Raw genomic sequence first — 17,888 nt, 5'->3', positions numbered from 1 at the left:
CCGTCAGGTCTGCCGAGCTGTTCAGGAGAACTGCGCGAAGAACCGCCAGATCTCACCCTTGGTCCAGGTGGTGACGCCGCTCTCGGCGTAGCTCCCGTCCACCGGACCGGGCATGTGGCCGTTGTCGAACGCGGCCCACTGCACGGGGTAGCCGGACCGGCATCCCGAGTAGGTGGTGGTGACGTGCGTCCGGCTGCCCGCCCCCGGCTCCGGCGGGCTCTGGGCGGTGCAACCGTTGTTCCGGACGAACGTGTCCCGCAGCGACCGCCCCTGGGAGATGTTGAGGACGTTGTCCGAGATGCCGTGCAGCCCGAAGTACGCGATCGGCTGGGTACCGCCGCTACACCCGCTGATCTGCGCTCCAGCGATGACCGCGACGGCCCGGAACACGTTCGCCCGGGCGCAGGCGAGCGCGTAGCTCATGCCGCCGCCCCAGCTGAAGCCGAGCGCGAAGCGCTGCCTCGGGTTGACGCAGAGGTCACTCTCGATCCGCTGGATCATGTCGTCGACGAATGTCACGTCCTCGCCGCCGGCATTGCCCCAACCGTTGCCGAGCCCCTGCGGCGCGACCAGGATCGCGCTGTTGTTCGACTGCTCCTGCTGGCCGTAGTAGGACCAGGCGGCCCCACTGGTGCCGCCCGAGGAGATGTCCTGCATGGTGCCGCCCCGCCAGTGGAATGCGAAGATCAGCCGGTAGGGGTTGCTGTTGTTGTAGTTTGCCGGCATCCGCAGGATGAAGGACCGGCTCTTGCCGTTGCTCTGGATCGTGTACGTGCCGCTGGACAGCGTCGGGGCCTTGCCACAGCCGGTGCCACCCGGCGGTGGCTCGCCGCCGTCGACGCGGGCGAGCTGCCACTGCTGGTTCGCGCCGTTCCAGTCGGAGTACTGCACGACGTTCCCGCCGTCCGCCGAGGATGCGCCCTGCACCTCGACGACCTTGCCGCTGTGCCGGCTGATCAACCGCACGTGCCCCCCGTCGGAGTCGGCCAGCCGGAACTGTTGGTTCGTCGCGTTGAGGTCGGACCACTGCACGATCGCACCGCCGTCGGCGGTCGACCAGTTGTGCACGTCGAGGACCTTGCCGGAGTGCCGGGACTTCAGCCGGTAGTAGCCGCCGCCCGAGTCCACGAACTGCCACTGCTGGTTCGCGCCGTTGTTCCGCGTCCACTGGCTGATCCGCGCGCCGTCGTTGGTGGCCGAGGCGTAAAGGTCCAGTGCCTTGCCGCTGTTCCGGTTCACCAGGACGTACCAGGCGTTGGTGTCCACTGTCGCCGCCGACGCGGGCGCGGCGTTCACCGCGACGAGCGTCCCGGCCGCGACGACCGCCGCCGCCGCGACGGCCAGCCCAGACCGCCAGCGACGTCTCTGTGGAGAGGCGGGACGAGCCTCACCGGTGGCCTTCATATCCGCTCCTTCGGTCGGGGTTACACGCGAGCAGGACGGACGCGTGCGCCCAGGGGGGTGGTGCCGGCGTCCGGTGGTGGCGTCGGCACGTGAGGTGATCCGCGGCATCCGCGCGGCCGCCACCCCCGGACGTCCGGCCCTGCCATGAGCCGGCGATGCGGCGAGTCCGCGCGAATCGCGGCGGTGCGTCAGGGCTCCCGGCAGCCACCTGACGCGCGGCTGAAAAGTTAGCGCTCACATCGTCATACGTCAAACGACTCATGTCAATCCGTCTCCCCGGCCGGGTTACCGGGCCGGCGCCGGGCGGAGGCGCCGGCTACGAACGCGCCCGGCTCTCCGCCCGGCCTTCTTCCCGGGCACGGGCGAGCAGTTGGGTCAACCGGCGACGGCGGCGTCGAGCCGAGGTTCGGAACCCGATGACGAGTACGCCCAGCAGTAGCAGCAGCGCGAGTTGCGACCAGGGCAAGGCCCAGGTCGTCACGGTGGCCCGGGTCTGGTGGATCTCGGCGCCGGACTGGTCGCTGCCGAGAGGTTCGGGGGTCATGGCAATGGTCGTCCGTAGCTGCCCGAGTGCCCAGACAGGGTGGAGGCGAGACTCGACCAGCCGGCTGCCGCCCGGGAGCATCTCCTCGACGTCGGCGGTCGAGTGCTGGCCGGTCAGGCCGAACAGCTCGGTCACCGCCAGGCGGCTCGTGCCGCTCGTCCGGACGTTGCCGTCGTTCGACAGGAGGTATCGGACCCGGATCGTGCCGCCCCGAAAGGGATTCCACGACGGTGTGTACCTGGCGGTGAGGTCCTTGACCGCCACGGTTGCCCGGACCGTGCCGCTGGCCCGCATCATGACCCGGAACCCGACCCGGCTCTCGACGTTGACCGTGCCGCCGGTACTGATGACCGACGCGGCGATGCCGGCCGGGTGGTCCCCGGGCGTGGCGTCCTGCGGCACGGTGATCGTGAACGGCACCACCTTCGTCTCGTTCGGCCCGACCGTCACCGCCTGCTGTACGTCGATCCACGTGCCGCCGGCCACCGAAGCCTGGCCGGACGGAAGCATGTTGAAGCGCCCCTTGTCCGTGAGGTAGCCGTCGGCGGACGTCAGGGAGAAGACGACGGCCGCGGAGCTGAAGTTCCGTACTGCCAGGTGCTCGGTCACCACCTGCCCCGGATCGAGGGTGAGTTCGATCCACCGACGGCCGTCCGGCCCGCTCGGATCGGCCGGCTGGACCGTCCAGGTGACGGTGGTGCCCGGTTCCGCCGCGACGGCCGGGGTGACCGGGGCGGCAAGGGTCGCGACGACGAGTACCGTCAGCGCCCGGCGTAGCGGGGTGGTCATCCGGAGCAGCCCCTTCGGTGGAGCTGGGCGGGGCCCGCGCGGGCCCCGCCCAGCCACTACTCGAACAGTGAGAGGGTGAGCGTTGAGGCGTACTCGCCGGCGGCGACATCCGCCGGAGTGCGCAGGTACAGGTCGGCGTTGACCGAGTACGCGTCACCGGCTACGGCTCCGGAGTCGAAGGTCGACACCAGCAACTCCTGGTCGACCAGACCGACGTTGTTGCCGGGCTGGGTCTCCTCGTCGAGGACGGTCACGACCTCATCACCTTCGGTGACCAGGCCGGTGTCGCCACCGTCGAGCAGGCGCGGCTTCCAGCCCAGGTGGCCGGCGCTGATCGGTGCTTGACCAGCCGCACCGACAAAATCGGTCGCGCTGCCCAGTACCGCCCAGGCGGCGCCCTCGGGCACCTCGTCCGGGTTGCGGGTGTCGGTGACCGTCACGGTGGGCAGGGTGCCGACGAACTGGCGGACCAGCAGGGTCGAGCCGTTCTCGGACAGCGCGACGGCGTTGCCCGCGATGGACATGGCGAGCACGCCCGGTTCGTGAATCTCGTCGATATCGACCGTCACCTGCACGTCGGTGTCGTCACCAGGCTCGGCCACGGCAGGCGGCGGCAACGCCGTCGCTCCGGCCAGGGCGGCGCCGGCGGCGCAGGCCGCGAGCAGGTGCCGCCGTTTCCGTATCTTCATTCGCTCCTCCGTTGTCAAGCTGTTGTTGCCGGCGAGGTGGTTGGTCGGGGGCGTTCAGGGTCATCCGGTGCAATCGACGCCGGGGTGTTCCACGGTTCGCTCGGTCGTCACGTCCTCGCCGTCGACGCTCCCGGTGACCCGGACGGTCGCCGACCCGGCCGTGACCGAGGTCGCCCGCGTGCCGAACGCCTGGTAGGCGTTCGCGCCCGGCGCGACATCGGCGAACGACCGCGCGCCGTGCGCGGTCTCCAGGGCGATGTCCACCGGCCCGTCGTGGTCGTTGCGGGCCTGCACGGCGACGTACGCCCTACCGGCGAGGCATCGTGCCTGCACGGTGGTCGTGACGGGCAGCTCGGGCTGGGTACCCGTCGCCGCGAAGGACCAGGAGTCGATCTCGAAAAGATCCTCACCGGCCGGGCCGTGGTAGGTGAAGTAGACGTCGTGCACGCCGCTGACGCCTTCGAGCTCGGCGGTCACCTCGGCCCACTGCGCGGTCGGCGTGCCGGCCGGGACGGTGCCGACCACAGGACCTGCGAGAGTATCCAGCCGCACCTCGATCCGGGCGCCCGCGGCCAGCGCGCGCACCTTCGCCGTCACGCTCCGGGCACCACCGTCACCGAAGTCCACGGAGGACAGCGCCGTCCAGTCGCCGTCGTCGACGTCCCGGACCACCAGGTTCGGCGCCTCCGCACCGAACTGGGTCGACCCGCCGTCGACCTTCGCGGTCGCGATGCCCTTGCTCCAGCCGAGGGTCTCCGCCTCGAACACCCGGAACGGGTCGAAGTTCCTGACCTGGTCCACGCCGCCGTAGGTGCCCACGACCTGCTGGATGGTGCCGTCCGGGTTGAAGGTCAGCTCCTGGATGTGCGGGCTGCGGTAGCCCTGGGTGGTGTTCCCGTTGATGCGCTTGTTCAGCGTCGGGGCGTGGTACGTGAAGTAGTACTTGCCCTCGAACTCGAACACCGACTGGTGGTTGTTGCCACCGGTGCCGGCGCCGAAGAACTGTGACTGGTTCGGGAAGAGCACGCCCGCGTAGGTTTCCTTCGGCCACGACATCGGGTCGTCGGAGATCATGTAGCCGATCTGACCGCCGCCGGGGTAGCCGGGCAGTGGCGTCTGGTTGCCGCCGAAGTCGTTCCCGCCGAAGTGCGAGGAGTACGAGAAGTAGTACCTGCCCTCGCGCTTGAAGACATGGCCCGCCTCGAAGGCGACCGGGGCGTCGACTACCACCGCCGACCCCTCGGTGGAGACCATGTCGTCGCCGAGTTCGATCGCCCGGAGGTTCTTCGGGTTGTTGAAGCGCTCGGCCGGCGGCATGCTCGTCGACGCGGGACCGCCCCCGAAGTAGAGGTACTCCTCGCCGTCGTCGTCCACGAGCGGCGCGGGGTCGAACTTCCAGGCGACATCCTCGGCACCGGGGGTACCGCCGTTGATCAAAGTGCTCGTGCGCTCGCTGGCCCACGGACCGAGCGGCGACCCGCCTGTGATCACATTGCTCGAACCGCCACCGTTGGCGTAGTACAGGAAGAACTTCTCCTCCCCGTCCACGACCTGCCTGGCCATGCCAGGCGCCCAGGAATTGTTGGTGAACGGCGCCACGCCGTTCGGTCCAGCGACCTGAACCTCACCGTGATCCGTCCAGTTCACGAGGTCCTCGGAGGAGATCACCGTGATCCGGTTGATGTCGCCGTAGTTGATCTGTGGTGAGATGCCGGTGACCGGGTCGGGCGCATAACCCTGGGTGTCGTTGGTCAGGTACATGTACACCCGGCCGCCGTGCACGAACCCGAACCCGTCGGCGCCGAACTTGTGCCCGATCAGGGGGTTGTGCTCTCCGGGCAGCTTACCGACGACCTCGATGGTCTTCGACGGCGTCGGAGGCGGCGGAGCGCCGATCACCGACACGTCGTCGAGCGTGAAGTCCATCAGGTGGAGGTGAGGATCCGAGGAAGGAGCGCTCGTCCACGGCGTCTCGAAGAAGAGGCGCGCCGTCGACACACTCTGTCCGGCCGGGATCGTGAACGTCCCGCTGAACTGCGCCCACTGGCCGCGCGTCGCCACCACGCTCACCAGGTTGGTGTAGGTACCACCGCCGTAGTGCATCGTGGCGAAGAACTGCTTCGTCTCGGGCGAGTCCGGGTTCGCGTACTTCAGGCGGGCGGTGAGGCTGTATGTCTGTCCTGCCTGCACCTTGCCGCTGAGGTCCTGCATCGGGCCGGATCCGGTGGTCACCCGGTTGCTGACGAGCGCGGCGCCCGTACCGGAATAGGCGTCCGTGGTAGGCGCGAGGGTGGCGCTGTCGTTCGCGTTGCCGTTGTTGACGAACCAGTTGGCGAGACCCTCCTCGAACCCGCCGTTCAGGATGAGATTCTGTTCGGCGGCCTGTACCGGCACCGGCGTGGTGACCAGTCCTGCGGCCAGCACGACGCCGATGGTGGTGATCGCGGCGAACCGTCGACGCACCGCCCCTCGCGAGCGCTGTTTCAAGTGACACCTTCCTTGATCTCTGACTGGCATCTGGACTCTCAGTCACCCCGGACCAGTGGGGTGGCCCGGACGGGGATCGGGTCACCCCGACCGGCGTGGGGCAGGGTCGAGGCGCGGCGGTGACCGGAGCCGGCCGCAACCGTCCGCCGTCGCGGCCGGCTATCCGGCGCAGTGGACGCCGGGATGTTCTCCGGTCCGAACGGTCGTCACGTCCTCGCCGTCGACGCTCCCGGTGACCCGGACGGTCGCCGACCCGGCCGTGACCGAGGTCGCCCGGGTACCGAACGCCTGGTAGGCGCTCGCACCCGGCACGACATCGACGAACGACCGCATGCCGTACCCGGTCTCCAGCACGATGTCCACCGGCCTGTCGTGGTCGTTGCGCGCCTGCACGGCGACGTACGCCCTACCGGCGAGACACCTCGCCTGCACGGTCACCGTGACAGGCAACCCGGGAGCGGCCCGGAGCATGCCGAGCCGGGCCAGCTGATAGCTGAGTGCCCGCTCCGGCGCGTCGATCTGGTTCTGGGTGCCGAACTCACCGGCGCGCGCCGTCAACGCGGCGGCGAGGGCGGTCTGCATCGCGGCCCAGGCGTCCGCTGGGTAGTCGGCCTCGCGGAGCGCCTCCGCGTGCGCGACAGCCGCGTCGAGGTCGTTCCTGTCCAGCGCTTGGCCCTGCGCGGTCAGCGTGTCGCTGAGCAGGTAGTAGTCGAAGTCGACCCGCCCGCCCGTCGCCAGCGTCGCGTAGTTGAACAGGCCGACCCGGTGTCCCATGAAGTGCGCGAGGCTCCCATCCAGCGTCTGGGGGCCGACGCGGCCGCCCAGCTGGCGCCACGTCAGTCCGTCGAGGCTGTAGTAGAACGTCGTCCAGAGCTGCCCCGCTGGCGACGCGAAGTCGAGATCCGCCTTCACGTACACCTCGGTCGCGTCTCCCAGCGGCACCGTCGTGCCCGGTAGGAAGTTCTCGAGCGTCGCCTGGTCGAGGTCCACCGCGAAGGGCTGCCCCCGGTTGACCACGCCAAGCGTGTTCGCGTCGCCGACGCGCTTGACCGCGACGTACGAGAATCCACGGTTGTAGGCGGCCAGGCCCGCAACGTCGCCGTTCTTCATACCAGAAATGTCCATCTTGGTCTCGACCGACTGCCGCGGCCCGAAGGTACGCTGCGACAGGGTGTTCCTGGCTTCCTCGAACCAGGCCAGCTCGGACCGGTTGGACAGCTTTGTGTACACGTACCGGCCGGTGACCACCTTGCCGGTGGTCAGCCGCAGCCAGCCGTCCCGGTCGGTGAGCGACCAGTACCGGTTGTCGGGCGCGTGGTTCCACTGCCACGCCATGTCCAGCCGCGACCCGTTGGAGACGATTTCCTCCTCGGCCGGCTGCTCGGCCGTCACCGGCTGTCCGATGATCGAGACATCGTCGATCAGGTATTCGACACTCGACGACGGCGGTTGCGGGTTCGCCCACGGAGTCTCCACGGCGAACTTGACGTTGTCGAGGTTCGCCGTCGTCGGGACGGTGTACTGGCCCGACACCGTCGTCCACTGCCCCACCGGCACACTTCCGGACGCCATCACCTGCACGCCGGAGCCCCAGTCCGCGGCGAGGTTGAACCGCACACTACTCGGCCCTGACGCGTACTTGACCTTCGCCGACACGGTGTAGGTCACGCCGCGCTGCAGCTTCCCGTTCACGAACTGGTTCGGGCCGGAGCCGTTGACCGTGCGGTCGCTCACCCGCAACGCCGCCGATCCGGCGGCCGGGTCGGTCTCGTCCAAGCCGAGCGTCGCGCCGAACTGCGCGGCCCACGGGCCGACTGCCCCGGATTCGAAACCGGCGTTCTCCAGCAACTCGACACCGATGAGCGACTCGTCGATGTCCGGCGGCTCCGGGATCGTCCACTCCTCGTCCATGTACGCCTTGTGCGGCGCGTCGTTGGAGAAGTCGTCCGAGGCGACGATGCTCCGCTGACGCTCGACGAGGTCCTCTGCCGGGCGCAGGTCGATCGGCTTGTCGAACAGGCCGTCAACGGGCACGACCCCGTTGTTGCCGAAGGTCGGCCACCCGTCCTGCCACCTGGCGGGAATGAGCGCCGGGATACGTCCGACCGGGAACGTGTCGCGGAAGAACATGCCGTACCAGTCGGTTCCGCCACCCTCGCGCGAGATCGGCACGAGGCTGCCCTGCGCGAACCCGTTCGAGTTGAGCACTCCACGCGCCTCGTAGCTGTTCACACCACCCGGCGACGTGTAGCGGCCGAGCAGGTGTGGCGAGCGAAACATGACCACCTGACGTCCCTGCCCCGGCGGCCAGGTGATGATGACCGCGTAGTAGTAGCCGTCGATGTGGTAGAACTGCGCTCCTTCGAACAGGCCACCGATGAACGGCTGGCCCGCGTAGTCGTTGGCCGTGAAGATGTTCGGATAGTCCTGCGCGATGGCGGTCAGGTCGGTGTTGAGACGCACCGCGCTGGTGCCGCCGGAACCGTAGAAGACGTACGGCGTGCCGTCGATGTCGAAGAAGAGCGACGGGTCATGGAGACCGCGCCCCAGAGCGGTGCGCTGCCACGCGCCATCCTCGATGTCATCCGTGCGGTAGGTGTACGCGCCGCCGAGGTTGTTGGTGTTGAAGGCCACGTAGAACACGCCGTTGCGATAGCGCAGTGACGACGCCCACTGGCCCTGGCCGTACGAGTTCTGGCCGTTGCGCAGCGAGAAGGAATCTCCGATGCTCGCCCGATCGAACACGTAGTTGACGATCGACCAGTTCACGAGATCGTAGGACTTCATGATCGGCGCACCCGGACTCAGGTGCATCGTCGTACTGATCATGTAGTAGATGTCCCGACCCTCGTCGTTCTCGGCCGCCGGGACGCGCTCCACACTGATGTCCGGAACGTCGGAGCGAAGCAGCGGAACCGAATACCTGCCGTCGCCGATGTCGGTCGACGTGTACCCCGGCTCCGGCGACCAGGCGACACCGGCGTTCGCATGGCCTCCGACGGAGAGGAGGCCGGCGCACAGCAACACGCCCACCAGGGCGAGCGAGGGACCGCGCCGGCCCGAACCCTCGGGCAGCACCCTCGCTCCCGCCCGGTGGAGTACGCCGGCGAGTTTCAGGAATCCGGTGCCGACGACCGACCCGGGCAGTCGCCGTGGCCGCGCCTCGACCTGGCTCCGGCCGCGCACGTCCACCCTTGCCACGCCGGCCGGCGACGACCCGCCGGACCCCGACGCCACCACCCGTGCCACAGACGCAGGGATCCGCATCCCACTCCTAACGATCACCGAACACCCCCTGGGACGACCGGTCGTGGCCCGCCCAGACAGCGACCTCGAAGCTCCGTGGCGACACCGAGGCAACCACCAGTCGCTTCACCCGCGCTACCGGCGTGGCCGACGACGGACACTTCATCGGTCCTCCCTCACAACCGCCGCCTACCCACCAGAGATGTTAGCGTTAACATATATAGCCCCCTAGGTCCCAAGCCCATAGACGGGAAGGGGGAGCAGCGCTCACATCGGCGTAGGGAAGATTGCCAGATTGTTTCATCGCCTTCAAGAGGTACGCGGGTGTGCGTACGCGAAACCTGATCAATACAGAATCCGCTCCGGAGCCCGGACTTTCGACGAGCCCGGTTCATAACACTTTCCCGATGGTCACGACGAAGTGCGGGAAGAAAAACATCACAGCAACTTCTTGTTATGGGAGCCGGCCACACACGGTCCAGGTCGTGCGTCGCCGAGGGGCCTCCGCGTAGGTCTGGCGATGGCTACCCCACGGACGATGGCCGGGCCGGGCGGAGCCGTTTCGGCGACAGCCACCGCCCGGCGGACGTCAACCCGGCGACGGGAGTTGTGCGAATCGAGCACGATTCGTGATTCGCCCGGGAACCACGACGGAAGGAGACGGTGGAGACGGTCCGGTGACCTCGTCAGGCCGCTCAACACGGTATCCGCCGCGCCGAGATTCCACCTTGCGTTTCCTAGCACGGCAGCGTATGTTACCGCTCACATCGATATTCGCCCATAGACCTACCCGGCGTCACGTCGTCCGGGTGCGCGGGTGCGACTTCGCCCGAGTGGTACGGGGGCGGCAATTCCCCGACCCCAGAACCGGCCCGGTTGCGAAGTCCGACCGGCCTTGTTCCGGGACGTGCGTTGCCGCCCGTCCCCTGTAGACCGCTGGAGGCTCAATGAACGCAGGTACGAGGTTGTTGGCTGTGCTGACCACAGCTCTGGTGGCGGTGGGACTGGCCGTCGTCGAGCCCACCGCCTCGCCGCGACCGGCACAGGCCCTGAACAACGGAGTGGCCCGGACCCCGCCGATGGGTTGGAACAGCTGGAACACCTTCGGCTGCAACATCAACGAGACGTTGATCCGGCAGATGGCCGATGCCATCGTCAGCTCCGGCATGCGGGACCTGGGCTACAAGTACGTCGTGGTCGACGACTGCTGGATGAACTCGACCCGGGACGCGCAGGGCAATCTACAGGCCAACCCGTCCCGGTTTCCGAGCGGGATGAAGGCGCTCGGAGACTACCTGCACGCCCGAGGTCTGCTCTTCGGCATCTACCAGGCGCCGCTGGACCGGACCTGCGCCCAGTACTTCGGCAGCTACCCGGGGGCGACCGGCGCCCAGGGGCACGAGGCCCAGGACGCCCGCCAGTTCGCCGCCTGGGGCGTGGACTACCTGAAGTACGACTGGTGCTCACCCACCGGCACCATCGACGACCAGGTACGCACCTTCGCCGTCATGCGCGACGCGCTGGCCGCCACGGGCCGGCCGATCGTGTACAGCATCAACCCGAACAGCATCCACGCCAAGACCGGGCCCATGCGCAACTGGGGCGACGTGGCCAACATGTGGCGCACCACCGAGGACATCACCAACGCGTGGGACACCGGCCAGAGCAACGGGTACCCGATGGGCATCCAGAACATCGTCAACGTCACCGTGCCGCTGGCCCACTACGCCGGGCCGGGTGCGTTCAACGACCCGGACATGATGGAGGTCGGCCGGGGCGGCATGACCGACACGGAGATGCACAGCCACTTCGCGCTGTGGGCGATGATGGCGTCCCCGCTGATCGCCGGCAACGACGTGCGGAGCATGAACGCGAGCACCCAGGCCATCATGAAGAACCAGAACCTCATCGCGATCAACCAGGACTCGCTGGCCCTCCAGGCGGTCCAGGTGTCCTTCGACGGCACCCGGCGGGTGCTGGCCAAGCGCCTGTCCAACGGTGACGTGGCAGTGGCGCTGTTCAACCAGGGCGGTGCCACCACGACGATCTCCACGACCGCGGCGGCGATCGGCAAGACCGGCAGCTCGTTCACGCTGCGTGACACCTGGACCAACGCCACCTCGAGCAGCACCGGTACGATCTCGGCCAGCGTGCCCGCACACGGCACCGTCGTGTACCGGGTCAGTGGCGGCGGTATCACCAACCCGCCGACGACCTTCCGGCTGCGCGGCGAGGCCAGTGGCCGGTGCCTGGATCTCGACAACGGCAACACGGCCAACGGCACCGGCACGCTGATCTGGGACTGCCACAGTGGGGCCAACCAGCAGTTCACCCAGTCCGGCCGGGCCCTCCAACTGCTCGGCAAGTGCCTGGACATCCCGCTGGACGCCGCTGCCGGCACGCGGGTGCAGATCTGGGACTGCAACGGCGGCACCAACCAGCAGTGGGTCCAGAACGGCAACGGCACCGTCAGCAGCGTCCGGTTCCCCTCGCTCTGCCTGGACGCCGACAACGCCGGCACCGCCAACGGCACCGCCGTGATCGTCTGGTCCTGCCACGGCGACGCCAACCAACGGTGGACCCGGGCATGACGTCGCAACTTCCCGCCCACCGCCGGAGGATCAGCATGGTCTCCCGGACCCGTCCCGACGGGTGTCGACTCCAAACGTTCACCGACCTGCTGACCCGGACCAGTTCCGCCCGCTGACCGGCTCCGCCACCCTCCGTGGGACAGCCCCATCGACGATCGAGCTGCCAGAGGCCAGCACAGGGTCTCCACTCGTCGTCGATGGGGCCGGCCGCCCCAGGGCCAGGCATGCCCACACCAGCCCACCCAGCAAGGAGGCATCGACAGTGCGAGGACACACGTTTGGACCGTTCCCTTCCGGAGGTAGCGAGGTCCGCCGGGCGGCACCCTGGGCACGAGGCCGACTGCTCACGCTCGTCACGGCCGGGGTGGCGGTAGCCCTCGGGATGGTCTCCACGGTGGCGGTGACGGCCGGCTCGGCGTCAGCCGCCGACAACCCGTACCAGCGGGGTCCGGATCCCACCCGGGCCAGCGTCGCGGCGGTGACCGGCCCCTTCGCCACCGCGTCGGTCGGCGTCCCGGCCGGGTACGGCTTCGCCGGCGGCGCGATCTACTACCCCACGGACACCAGCCAGGGGACCTTCGGTGCGATCGCCATCTCGCCGGGCTACACCGCGCTGTTCTCCGCCGAACTCGCCTGGATGGGGCCGTGGCTCGCGTCCCACGGGTTCGTCGTGATCGGCATCGAGACCAACAGCCGCAACGACTTCGACGTCGCCAGGGGCACCCAGTTGCTCGCCGCGCTGGACTACCTCACACAACAGAGTCCGGTGCGTGACCAGGTCGACCCCAACCGGCTCGCGGTCTCCGGCCACTCCATGGGCGGCGGAGGCGCCCTCAACGCGGCCATCCGGCGCCCGTCGCTGAAGGCCGCGGTCGGGATCGCGCCGTACCTGCCGTCGTCCAACCTGGCCAACGACCGGGTTCCGACAATGGTCTTCGCCGGGCAGGGCGACACCGTGGTCACCCCGACCTACCTCAACGGCCTCTACGGCAGTCTGCCGGCCGCCACGGAGAGCGCGTACCTGGAGATCGCCGGCGCCGACCATCTTTTCCCGGTCGGCCGGTCGAACGCCGTGATGATCCGGACGATGCTGCCGTTCGTCAAGCTGTTCCTCGACAACGACACCCGGTACAGCCAGTTCCTCTGCCCGCTGCTGGACTCGACCGGGGTGGTCACATACCGCGGCACCTGCCCGTTCCTGCCACCGACCGCCCCGACCACACCGCCGACCGGCACCCCTTCCGCCGGACCCTCGAACACCCCGACTCCCCCGCCGACCACCACCCCGCCGGCCGCCGCCGCATGCGCCGCGACCTACCGTACGACCAACTCGTGGCAGGGCGGCTACCAGGGTGAGATCACGGTGACGGCGGGCGGCTCGGCGATCAGCGGGTGGACCATCCGGTGGATCCTGGGCAGCGGCCAGACCGTCAGCCAGGTCTGGAACGGCACACTGAGCGTCAGCGGCTCGACAGTCTCGGTGCGGAACGCCCCGTACAACGGCTCGCTGCCGGCATCCGGCTCCACCACCTTCGGCTTCCTCGGCGGCGGGACACCGCCGACCCCGTCACTGAGCTGCGCCAGCCCGTAGCCACGGCCGACCCGCAGGGCGGACCGAGGCCGGTCCCGGCAGCGGCATGACGGCCGCCGGGCTACCCGGTGCCGCGCGACGTCCTGCGGGTCAACCGGTCGCGTACCGCAGGCACGATGCCGTGCGGCAGGAACATCACGACCAGCACGAGCAGGACCGCGTAGACGGCGTAGGACAGCACGCTCGGCGCGTAGCCGGGCATGCCGGGCTGGGTGCCGAGCGTGTTGAGTACCTGGACGAGCAGGATGATCGCGGTGGCGCCGACGAGGGCGCCCCACAGGGTGCCGAGCCCGCCGACGACGGCCATCACCACGTACTCGATGGAGAGCAGCACCGGGAACGAGCCCGGCGCGAGGTAGCCGAGATAGAAGGCGTAGATGCCGCCGGCCAGGCCGGCGAACGCGGCGGAGAGCGCGAAGACGGTGAGCCGGTAGCGCCCTACCGGCACGCCGCAGGCCGCCGCGGCGGTCTCGCTGCTGGCCAGGGCGTGCAGGCCACGGCCGGGGCGGGAGGCGACGATGTTGCGGGCCACCAGCAGGGTGAGCACGACGGCGGCCCAGACCAGGTAGGCGTAGGAGATGTCGTCGGCGAACTCGTAGCCGCCGACCGACAGCCGTGGGATGCCCTGCAGTCCGATGGCACCGCCCGCCCAGTCCGCCCGGGCGACCAGGGACAGCAGGATCAGTTGCATGGCGAGGGTGGCGAAGGCGAGGTGGTGACCGCGCAGCCGCAGCAGCGGTACCCCCACGACGACCGCGAACGCGGCGGAGACCAGTGGTGCGGCGAGCAGGCCGAGCGCCGGTGGCAGGCTGTGCACGCTGAGCAGACCGGCCGTGTAGCCGCCGATCGCGTAGAAGGACGCCTGTCCGAGGGAGATCTGGCCGGCGTACCCCATCAGCAACGACAGCCCGACGGTGACCATCACGGCGAGGCCGAGCAGGATGTAGACGGTCAGGTGGCTGCCGGACAGCAGCGGCGGCAGGGCGAGCGTGCCCGCCGCCACCGCCACCGCCGGCGCCCGCCGCGCCATCAGGCCGGCTCCTGCTCGGCCACCGGCGCCCGCGCGGCCTGCCTCATCATCACGGCGAGCAGCAGCACCAGCGCCACCTCCATCTGGTACGCGGCGTTGGCGTAACCAGCGACGAAGGACTGGGCCACGCCCAGCAGCAGTCCACCGACGAGGGTGTGCAACGGCCGCATCAGCCCGCCGAAGACGGCGGCAGCGAAGCCACCGACGATCAGCGTGACGTCGTAGTCGAAGGTGACGAGCTGGATCGGCGTGACGAGCACTCCTGCGAGCCCGCCGAGCGCACCGCCGATGCCGAAGGCCAGCAGCCCCATCCGGACGACGTCGATGCCGATGACCTTCGCGGCGTACGGGTTGGAGGCGCAGGCCGACAGCGCCCGGCCGATGTCGGTGCGCGCGAACAGCGCGGCCGTGCCGGCGAAGACGACGGCAGTCGCGCCGATGATGAGCAGGTAATGCGCCTGGAAGCGGACGCCACCGAACTCGACCGAACCGGGTACACCGGCGAACGACCGAGGCTGGTCACCCCAGATCAGCACCTCGACCGCGTACGCGAAAACGGCCAGCCCGAGCGTGATGATCAGTGACGCGCCGGGCGGCGTACCCGGCCTGCCGATCGCGACCAGCCCGACGAGCAGCCCGGCACCGGCACCGACCGCCACGGCGGACACCTCGGCCAGGCCGTGCGGAAGCCCGCTGGCCAGCAGTGTCGACGCGGTCATCGCGGCGATCACCGCGAACGAACCCTGGGCGAAGTTGACCACCCGGGTGACCCGGTGGACGACGACGAGACCGCTGCCGACCAGCGCGAACGCGCATCCGCCGCCGACGCCGGTGATCAGGTACTGGAGGAACTCCCTCACCCGGCCACTCCCAGATAGGCGTCGGCCACCCGGGGGCTGGCGGCCAGTTCCGCCGCGGTCCCGGCGGCGACGACCCGCCCCGCCTCCAGCACGTATCCCCGGCTGCACAGATCGAGGGCGAGTCGGGCGTTCTGTTCGATGAGGAGCACGGCGAGACCGTGTTCGGCGTTCAGCTCCCGCAGGTGCCGCACCAGGTCGGCGACGACGAGCGGGGCGAGGCCGAGGGAGAGCTCGTCGACCGCCAGCACGTCCGGCCGGGCCATCAGCGCCCGACCGACGGCCACCATCTGCTGTTCCCCGCCGGAGAGCTGACCGGCGCGGCGGCGACGCAGCGGGGTCAGGCCGGGCAGGATCTCGTAGATCGGGCCGGTGTCGCGGTTGCGGATGCGCCAGCCGCCGAGCCGGAGGTTGTCGTCGACGGTCAGATCGGGAAAGACCTGGCGTCCCTCCGGCACATGGGCCAGCCGGCCGGAGATCGTCACCGTGCCACCGGCCGGCCGCTGGATCCCGGAGAGCGTGTTGACCAGTGTGGACTTTCCCGCGCCGTTGGGGCCGATCAGCGCCACCATCTCCCCGTCCGCCACGGTGAGGTTGACCGCGTGCAGCGCGACCGCGACGCCGTACCGGACGGTGAGGTCGACGACGTCGATCACGCGGGCGCCCCTGTCCCGAGGTACGCGGCGACGACCGCCGGATCGGCCCGGATCGCGGCGGGGGTGCCCTCGGCGATCACGCGGCCGAGGTCGAGTACGGTGACCCGGTCGGCCAGCCGGGTCACGAAGGCGACGTCGTGCTCGATGATCACCATCGTCAGGCCGCTCGCCTTCAACTCCTCGAAGAGTCGGGCCAGTGCGTCCCGCTCGGCCGCGCGCAGGCCGGCCGCGGGCTCGTCGAGCAGGAGCAGGCGGGGTCGGCCGCAGAGCGCGCGGGCCACCTGGAGCGCGCGCTGCTGCCCCAGCGGCAGCGACTCCGCCGGCCGGTCGGCCCAGCCGGCGAGGCCGACCCGGGCCAACGCCTCCCGGGCGCGCTGGCGGATCTCCCGCTCCTCCCGGCGGTGCACCGGCAGTCGGAACACGGCGCCGACAAAGCCGCCTCCGGTGACGGCGTGCGCGCCAACCATCGCGTTCTCCAGCGCCGTCATGCCGCGGAAGATCCGGGCGCTCTGGAAGACGACACCGATCCCGAGCCGGGCCCGACGGTGGGCCGGAAGCCGGTCGACGCGCGTGCCGGCGAGCACGATCGCGCCGGTACGCAGTGCCAGCTGACCGCCGACCAGGTTGAACAGGGTGGACTTGCCGGCGCCGTTCGGCCCGATGACGGCCCGCAGTTCTCCGCGCGCGACGTCGATGTCGACCTCTCGCACGGCGTACACCCCGCCGAAGGCGTGCGACACACCGGCGACCCGCAGCAGCGGCTCGGTCACTTGCCCGCCACCACGGCGAGCTGCTCCCGCGCCCAGTCGGTGGGGACGAACGCGCCGCCCCGCACCGTGTTGACGGAAATGTAGTCGGCCTTGAGGCCGGCGTGGTCGGTGGCACTGTAGGTGTAGGTGCCGTTCGGGGTCGTCACCGTCAGCCCTTCCAGAGCGTCCCGAATCTTTTCCCGGTCGGTGCCGCCGGCCTTCTCGATCGCGGCGACGAGCAGCCGTATCCCGCTGTAGCCGTCTTGGGCGAACTGGGGTGGCGGGTATCCGTACTTGCCGCGGAACGCACCGGCCAGCTCGTCGATCGCCTGCTTCTGCTCGCCGTCGGGGAGGGTGTCGCCGACCACGCCGATCGAGCTGGCCACCACCGCGCCCTCGGCGGCCGGGCCGACCGGGTCCAGCCAGAGCTTGCTGGCCTGTGCTCCGGTGAAGACCACCGGCACGTCGAGCCCGGCGGTGGCGTACTGCTTGGCCAGCGCCACGCCGGGAGCGCCGGTGGCCCAGACGACGAGCGCCTGCGCCCCCGAGGAGCGGACCTGGTTGAAGACAGCCGAGAACTCGGTGGTGGTGGTCTGGAATTCCGGGCTGGCGGTGAGGGTGACGCCGTGACCGGGCGCCTTCTCCCGCGTGCCGTCGAAGCCAGCCTTGGCGTACGAGCTGCGGCCGTCGTACGCGACGGCGATCCTGGTGATGTCCTGCGCCTTGAGGTACTGCAGGATCCGATCCGCATAGGTCGCCGAGGTGGCCGGCACGACGAAGACGTACGGGTGCACCGGGTCGACCTGCTCGTCGGCCGGGGTGAGCGAGATGTACGGGATCTTCTCCCGGTCGACCAGCGGGATGGTGGCCAGCGCGGAGTTGGAGAAGGGTGAGCCGATCACGGCGGCGACCTCGCGGCTGCGCAGGTCGTTGAAGGCCAGCACCGACTGGTCGGGCTGGCTCTTGTCGTCGCGGACGATCAGCTCCACCGTGCGGCCGAGCACCCCGCCGGCCGCGTTGATCTGCTCGACCGCGAGCGCCACGGACTTCTCGTTCTCCGTGCCGAGCGGTGCGTAGTTGCCGGTCAGGGAGACGATCTGGCCGACCCTGATCGGGCCGGCACCGTCTCCGGTGGATGAGTCGCCGCCGCAGCCGGCCGTGGCGACCGCCACGACGAGCGCGACGGCGGATACGGCGGTTCGTCGCACGATTGCCTCCCACCGCGAGGGAAAGCCCTGTCACGGAGACGCTAGAC

General features: G+C 69.6%; 12 protein-coding genes. 2 read left to right on the top strand and 10 right to left on the bottom strand.

All coding sequences use genetic code 11. From position 1 onward, the window contains the following. Positions 1-21: 21 nt before the first annotated feature. From AAH979_RS23495 to AAH979_RS23475, 5 genes are all read right to left on the bottom strand, one after another. A complete protein-coding gene (locus AAH979_RS23495; RefSeq protein ID WP_346260277.1) occupies positions 22-1,404 on the bottom strand; it encodes an RICIN domain-containing protein in 1,383 nt (460 codons plus the stop codon). Between the two features lie 316 nt (positions 1,405-1,720). Then, positions 1,721-2,737 (bottom strand): DUF916 domain-containing protein, encoded by a 1,017-nt coding sequence (locus tag AAH979_RS23490; RefSeq protein WP_346260276.1) that lies wholly within the window; start codon positions 2,735-2,737, stop codon positions 1,721-1,723. Positions 2,738-2,793: 56 nt separating this feature from the next. Continuing rightward, positions 2,794-3,426: a hypothetical protein gene (locus AAH979_RS23485; protein ID WP_346260275.1), complete on the bottom strand. Its 633-nt coding sequence runs from the start codon at positions 3,424-3,426 to the stop codon at positions 2,794-2,796. A 60-nt stretch (positions 3,427-3,486) separates the two neighbouring features. Beyond that, complete coding sequence (locus AAH979_RS23480) at positions 3,487-5,913, bottom strand: family 43 glycosylhydrolase (RefSeq protein ID WP_346260274.1); 2,427 nt, start codon at positions 5,911-5,913, stop codon at positions 3,487-3,489. 159 nt (positions 5,914-6,072) lie between these two features. Next, positions 6,073-9,114 carry a family 43 glycosylhydrolase gene (locus tag AAH979_RS23475; protein WP_346260273.1) on the bottom strand — a complete coding sequence of 1,014 codons (3,042 nt, stop codon included), beginning with the start codon at positions 9,112-9,114 and terminating at the stop codon, positions 6,073-6,075. A 992-nt stretch (positions 9,115-10,106) separates the two neighbouring features. Between AAH979_RS23475 and AAH979_RS23470 the strand changes: the two genes are divergently transcribed. Together AAH979_RS23470 and AAH979_RS23465 are read left to right on the top strand one after the other, a co-directional pair. Then, positions 10,107-11,750, top strand: coding sequence for a ricin-type beta-trefoil lectin domain protein (locus AAH979_RS23470; protein ID WP_346260272.1), 1,644 nt, complete (start codon positions 10,107-10,109; stop codon positions 11,748-11,750). A 364-nt stretch (positions 11,751-12,114) separates the two neighbouring features. Beyond that, complete coding sequence (locus tag AAH979_RS23465) at positions 12,115-13,341, top strand: cellulose binding domain-containing protein (RefSeq protein ID WP_346260271.1); 1,227 nt, start codon at positions 12,115-12,117, stop codon at positions 13,339-13,341. 61 nt (positions 13,342-13,402) lie between these two features. On the opposite strand, the gene AAH979_RS23460 is transcribed toward AAH979_RS23465, so the two are convergent. From AAH979_RS23460 to AAH979_RS23440, 5 genes are read right to left on the bottom strand one after another with little or no spacing between them, the layout of a single operon-like run. Next, on the bottom strand, positions 13,403-14,371 hold the full coding sequence (locus AAH979_RS23460; protein ID WP_346260270.1) for a branched-chain amino acid ABC transporter permease: 969 nt from the start codon (positions 14,369-14,371) through the stop codon (positions 13,403-13,405). Next, complete coding sequence (locus AAH979_RS23455; protein WP_346260269.1) at positions 14,371-15,231, bottom strand: branched-chain amino acid ABC transporter permease; 861 nt, start codon at positions 15,229-15,231, stop codon at positions 14,371-14,373. Before AAH979_RS23455 ends, AAH979_RS23460 begins: the two co-directional genes overlap by 1 nt. After that, positions 15,228-15,884, bottom strand: a complete 657-nt coding sequence (locus tag AAH979_RS23450; RefSeq protein ID WP_346260268.1) for an ABC transporter ATP-binding protein — start codon at positions 15,882-15,884, stop codon at positions 15,228-15,230. The genes AAH979_RS23455 and AAH979_RS23450 overlap by 4 nt, the downstream gene beginning before the upstream one ends. Next, the gene (locus tag AAH979_RS23445; protein WP_346260267.1) at positions 15,881-16,654 is read right to left on the bottom strand and encodes an ABC transporter ATP-binding protein; all 774 of its coding nucleotides are present in this window, start codon (positions 16,652-16,654) and stop codon (positions 15,881-15,883) included. The genes AAH979_RS23450 and AAH979_RS23445 overlap by 4 nt, the downstream gene beginning before the upstream one ends. Next, a complete protein-coding gene (locus AAH979_RS23440) occupies positions 16,651-17,841 on the bottom strand; it encodes an ABC transporter substrate-binding protein (protein ID WP_346260266.1) in 1,191 nt (396 codons plus the stop codon). The genes AAH979_RS23445 and AAH979_RS23440 overlap by 4 nt, the downstream gene beginning before the upstream one ends. Positions 17,842-17,888 lie beyond the last annotated feature (47 nt).

Source organism: Plantactinospora sp. ZYX-F-223, assembly GCF_039649625.1.
Classification (GTDB): Bacteria; Actinomycetota; Actinomycetes; order Mycobacteriales; family Micromonosporaceae; genus Plantactinospora.
Note: the sequence above shows the minus strand (reverse complement) of the source record. Positions and strands in the feature narration are given on the sequence as shown.

Coding starts and splice junctions, on each gene's coding strand:
- AAH979_RS23495 (WP_346260277.1), bottom strand. CDS start 1,404: ATGAAGGCCACCGGTGAGGCTCGTCCCGCCTCTCCACAGAGACGTCGC.
- AAH979_RS23490 (WP_346260276.1), bottom strand. CDS start 2,737: ATGACCACCCCGCTACGCCGGGCGCTGACGGTACTCGTCGTCGCGACC.
- AAH979_RS23485 (WP_346260275.1), bottom strand. CDS start 3,426: ATGAAGATACGGAAACGGCGGCACCTGCTCGCGGCCTGCGCCGCCGGC.
- AAH979_RS23470 (WP_346260272.1), top strand. CDS start 10,107: ATGAACGCAGGTACGAGGTTGTTGGCTGTGCTGACCACAGCTCTGGTG.
- AAH979_RS23460 (WP_346260270.1), bottom strand. CDS start 14,371: ATGGCGCGGCGGGCGCCGGCGGTGGCGGTGGCGGCGGGCACGCTCGCC.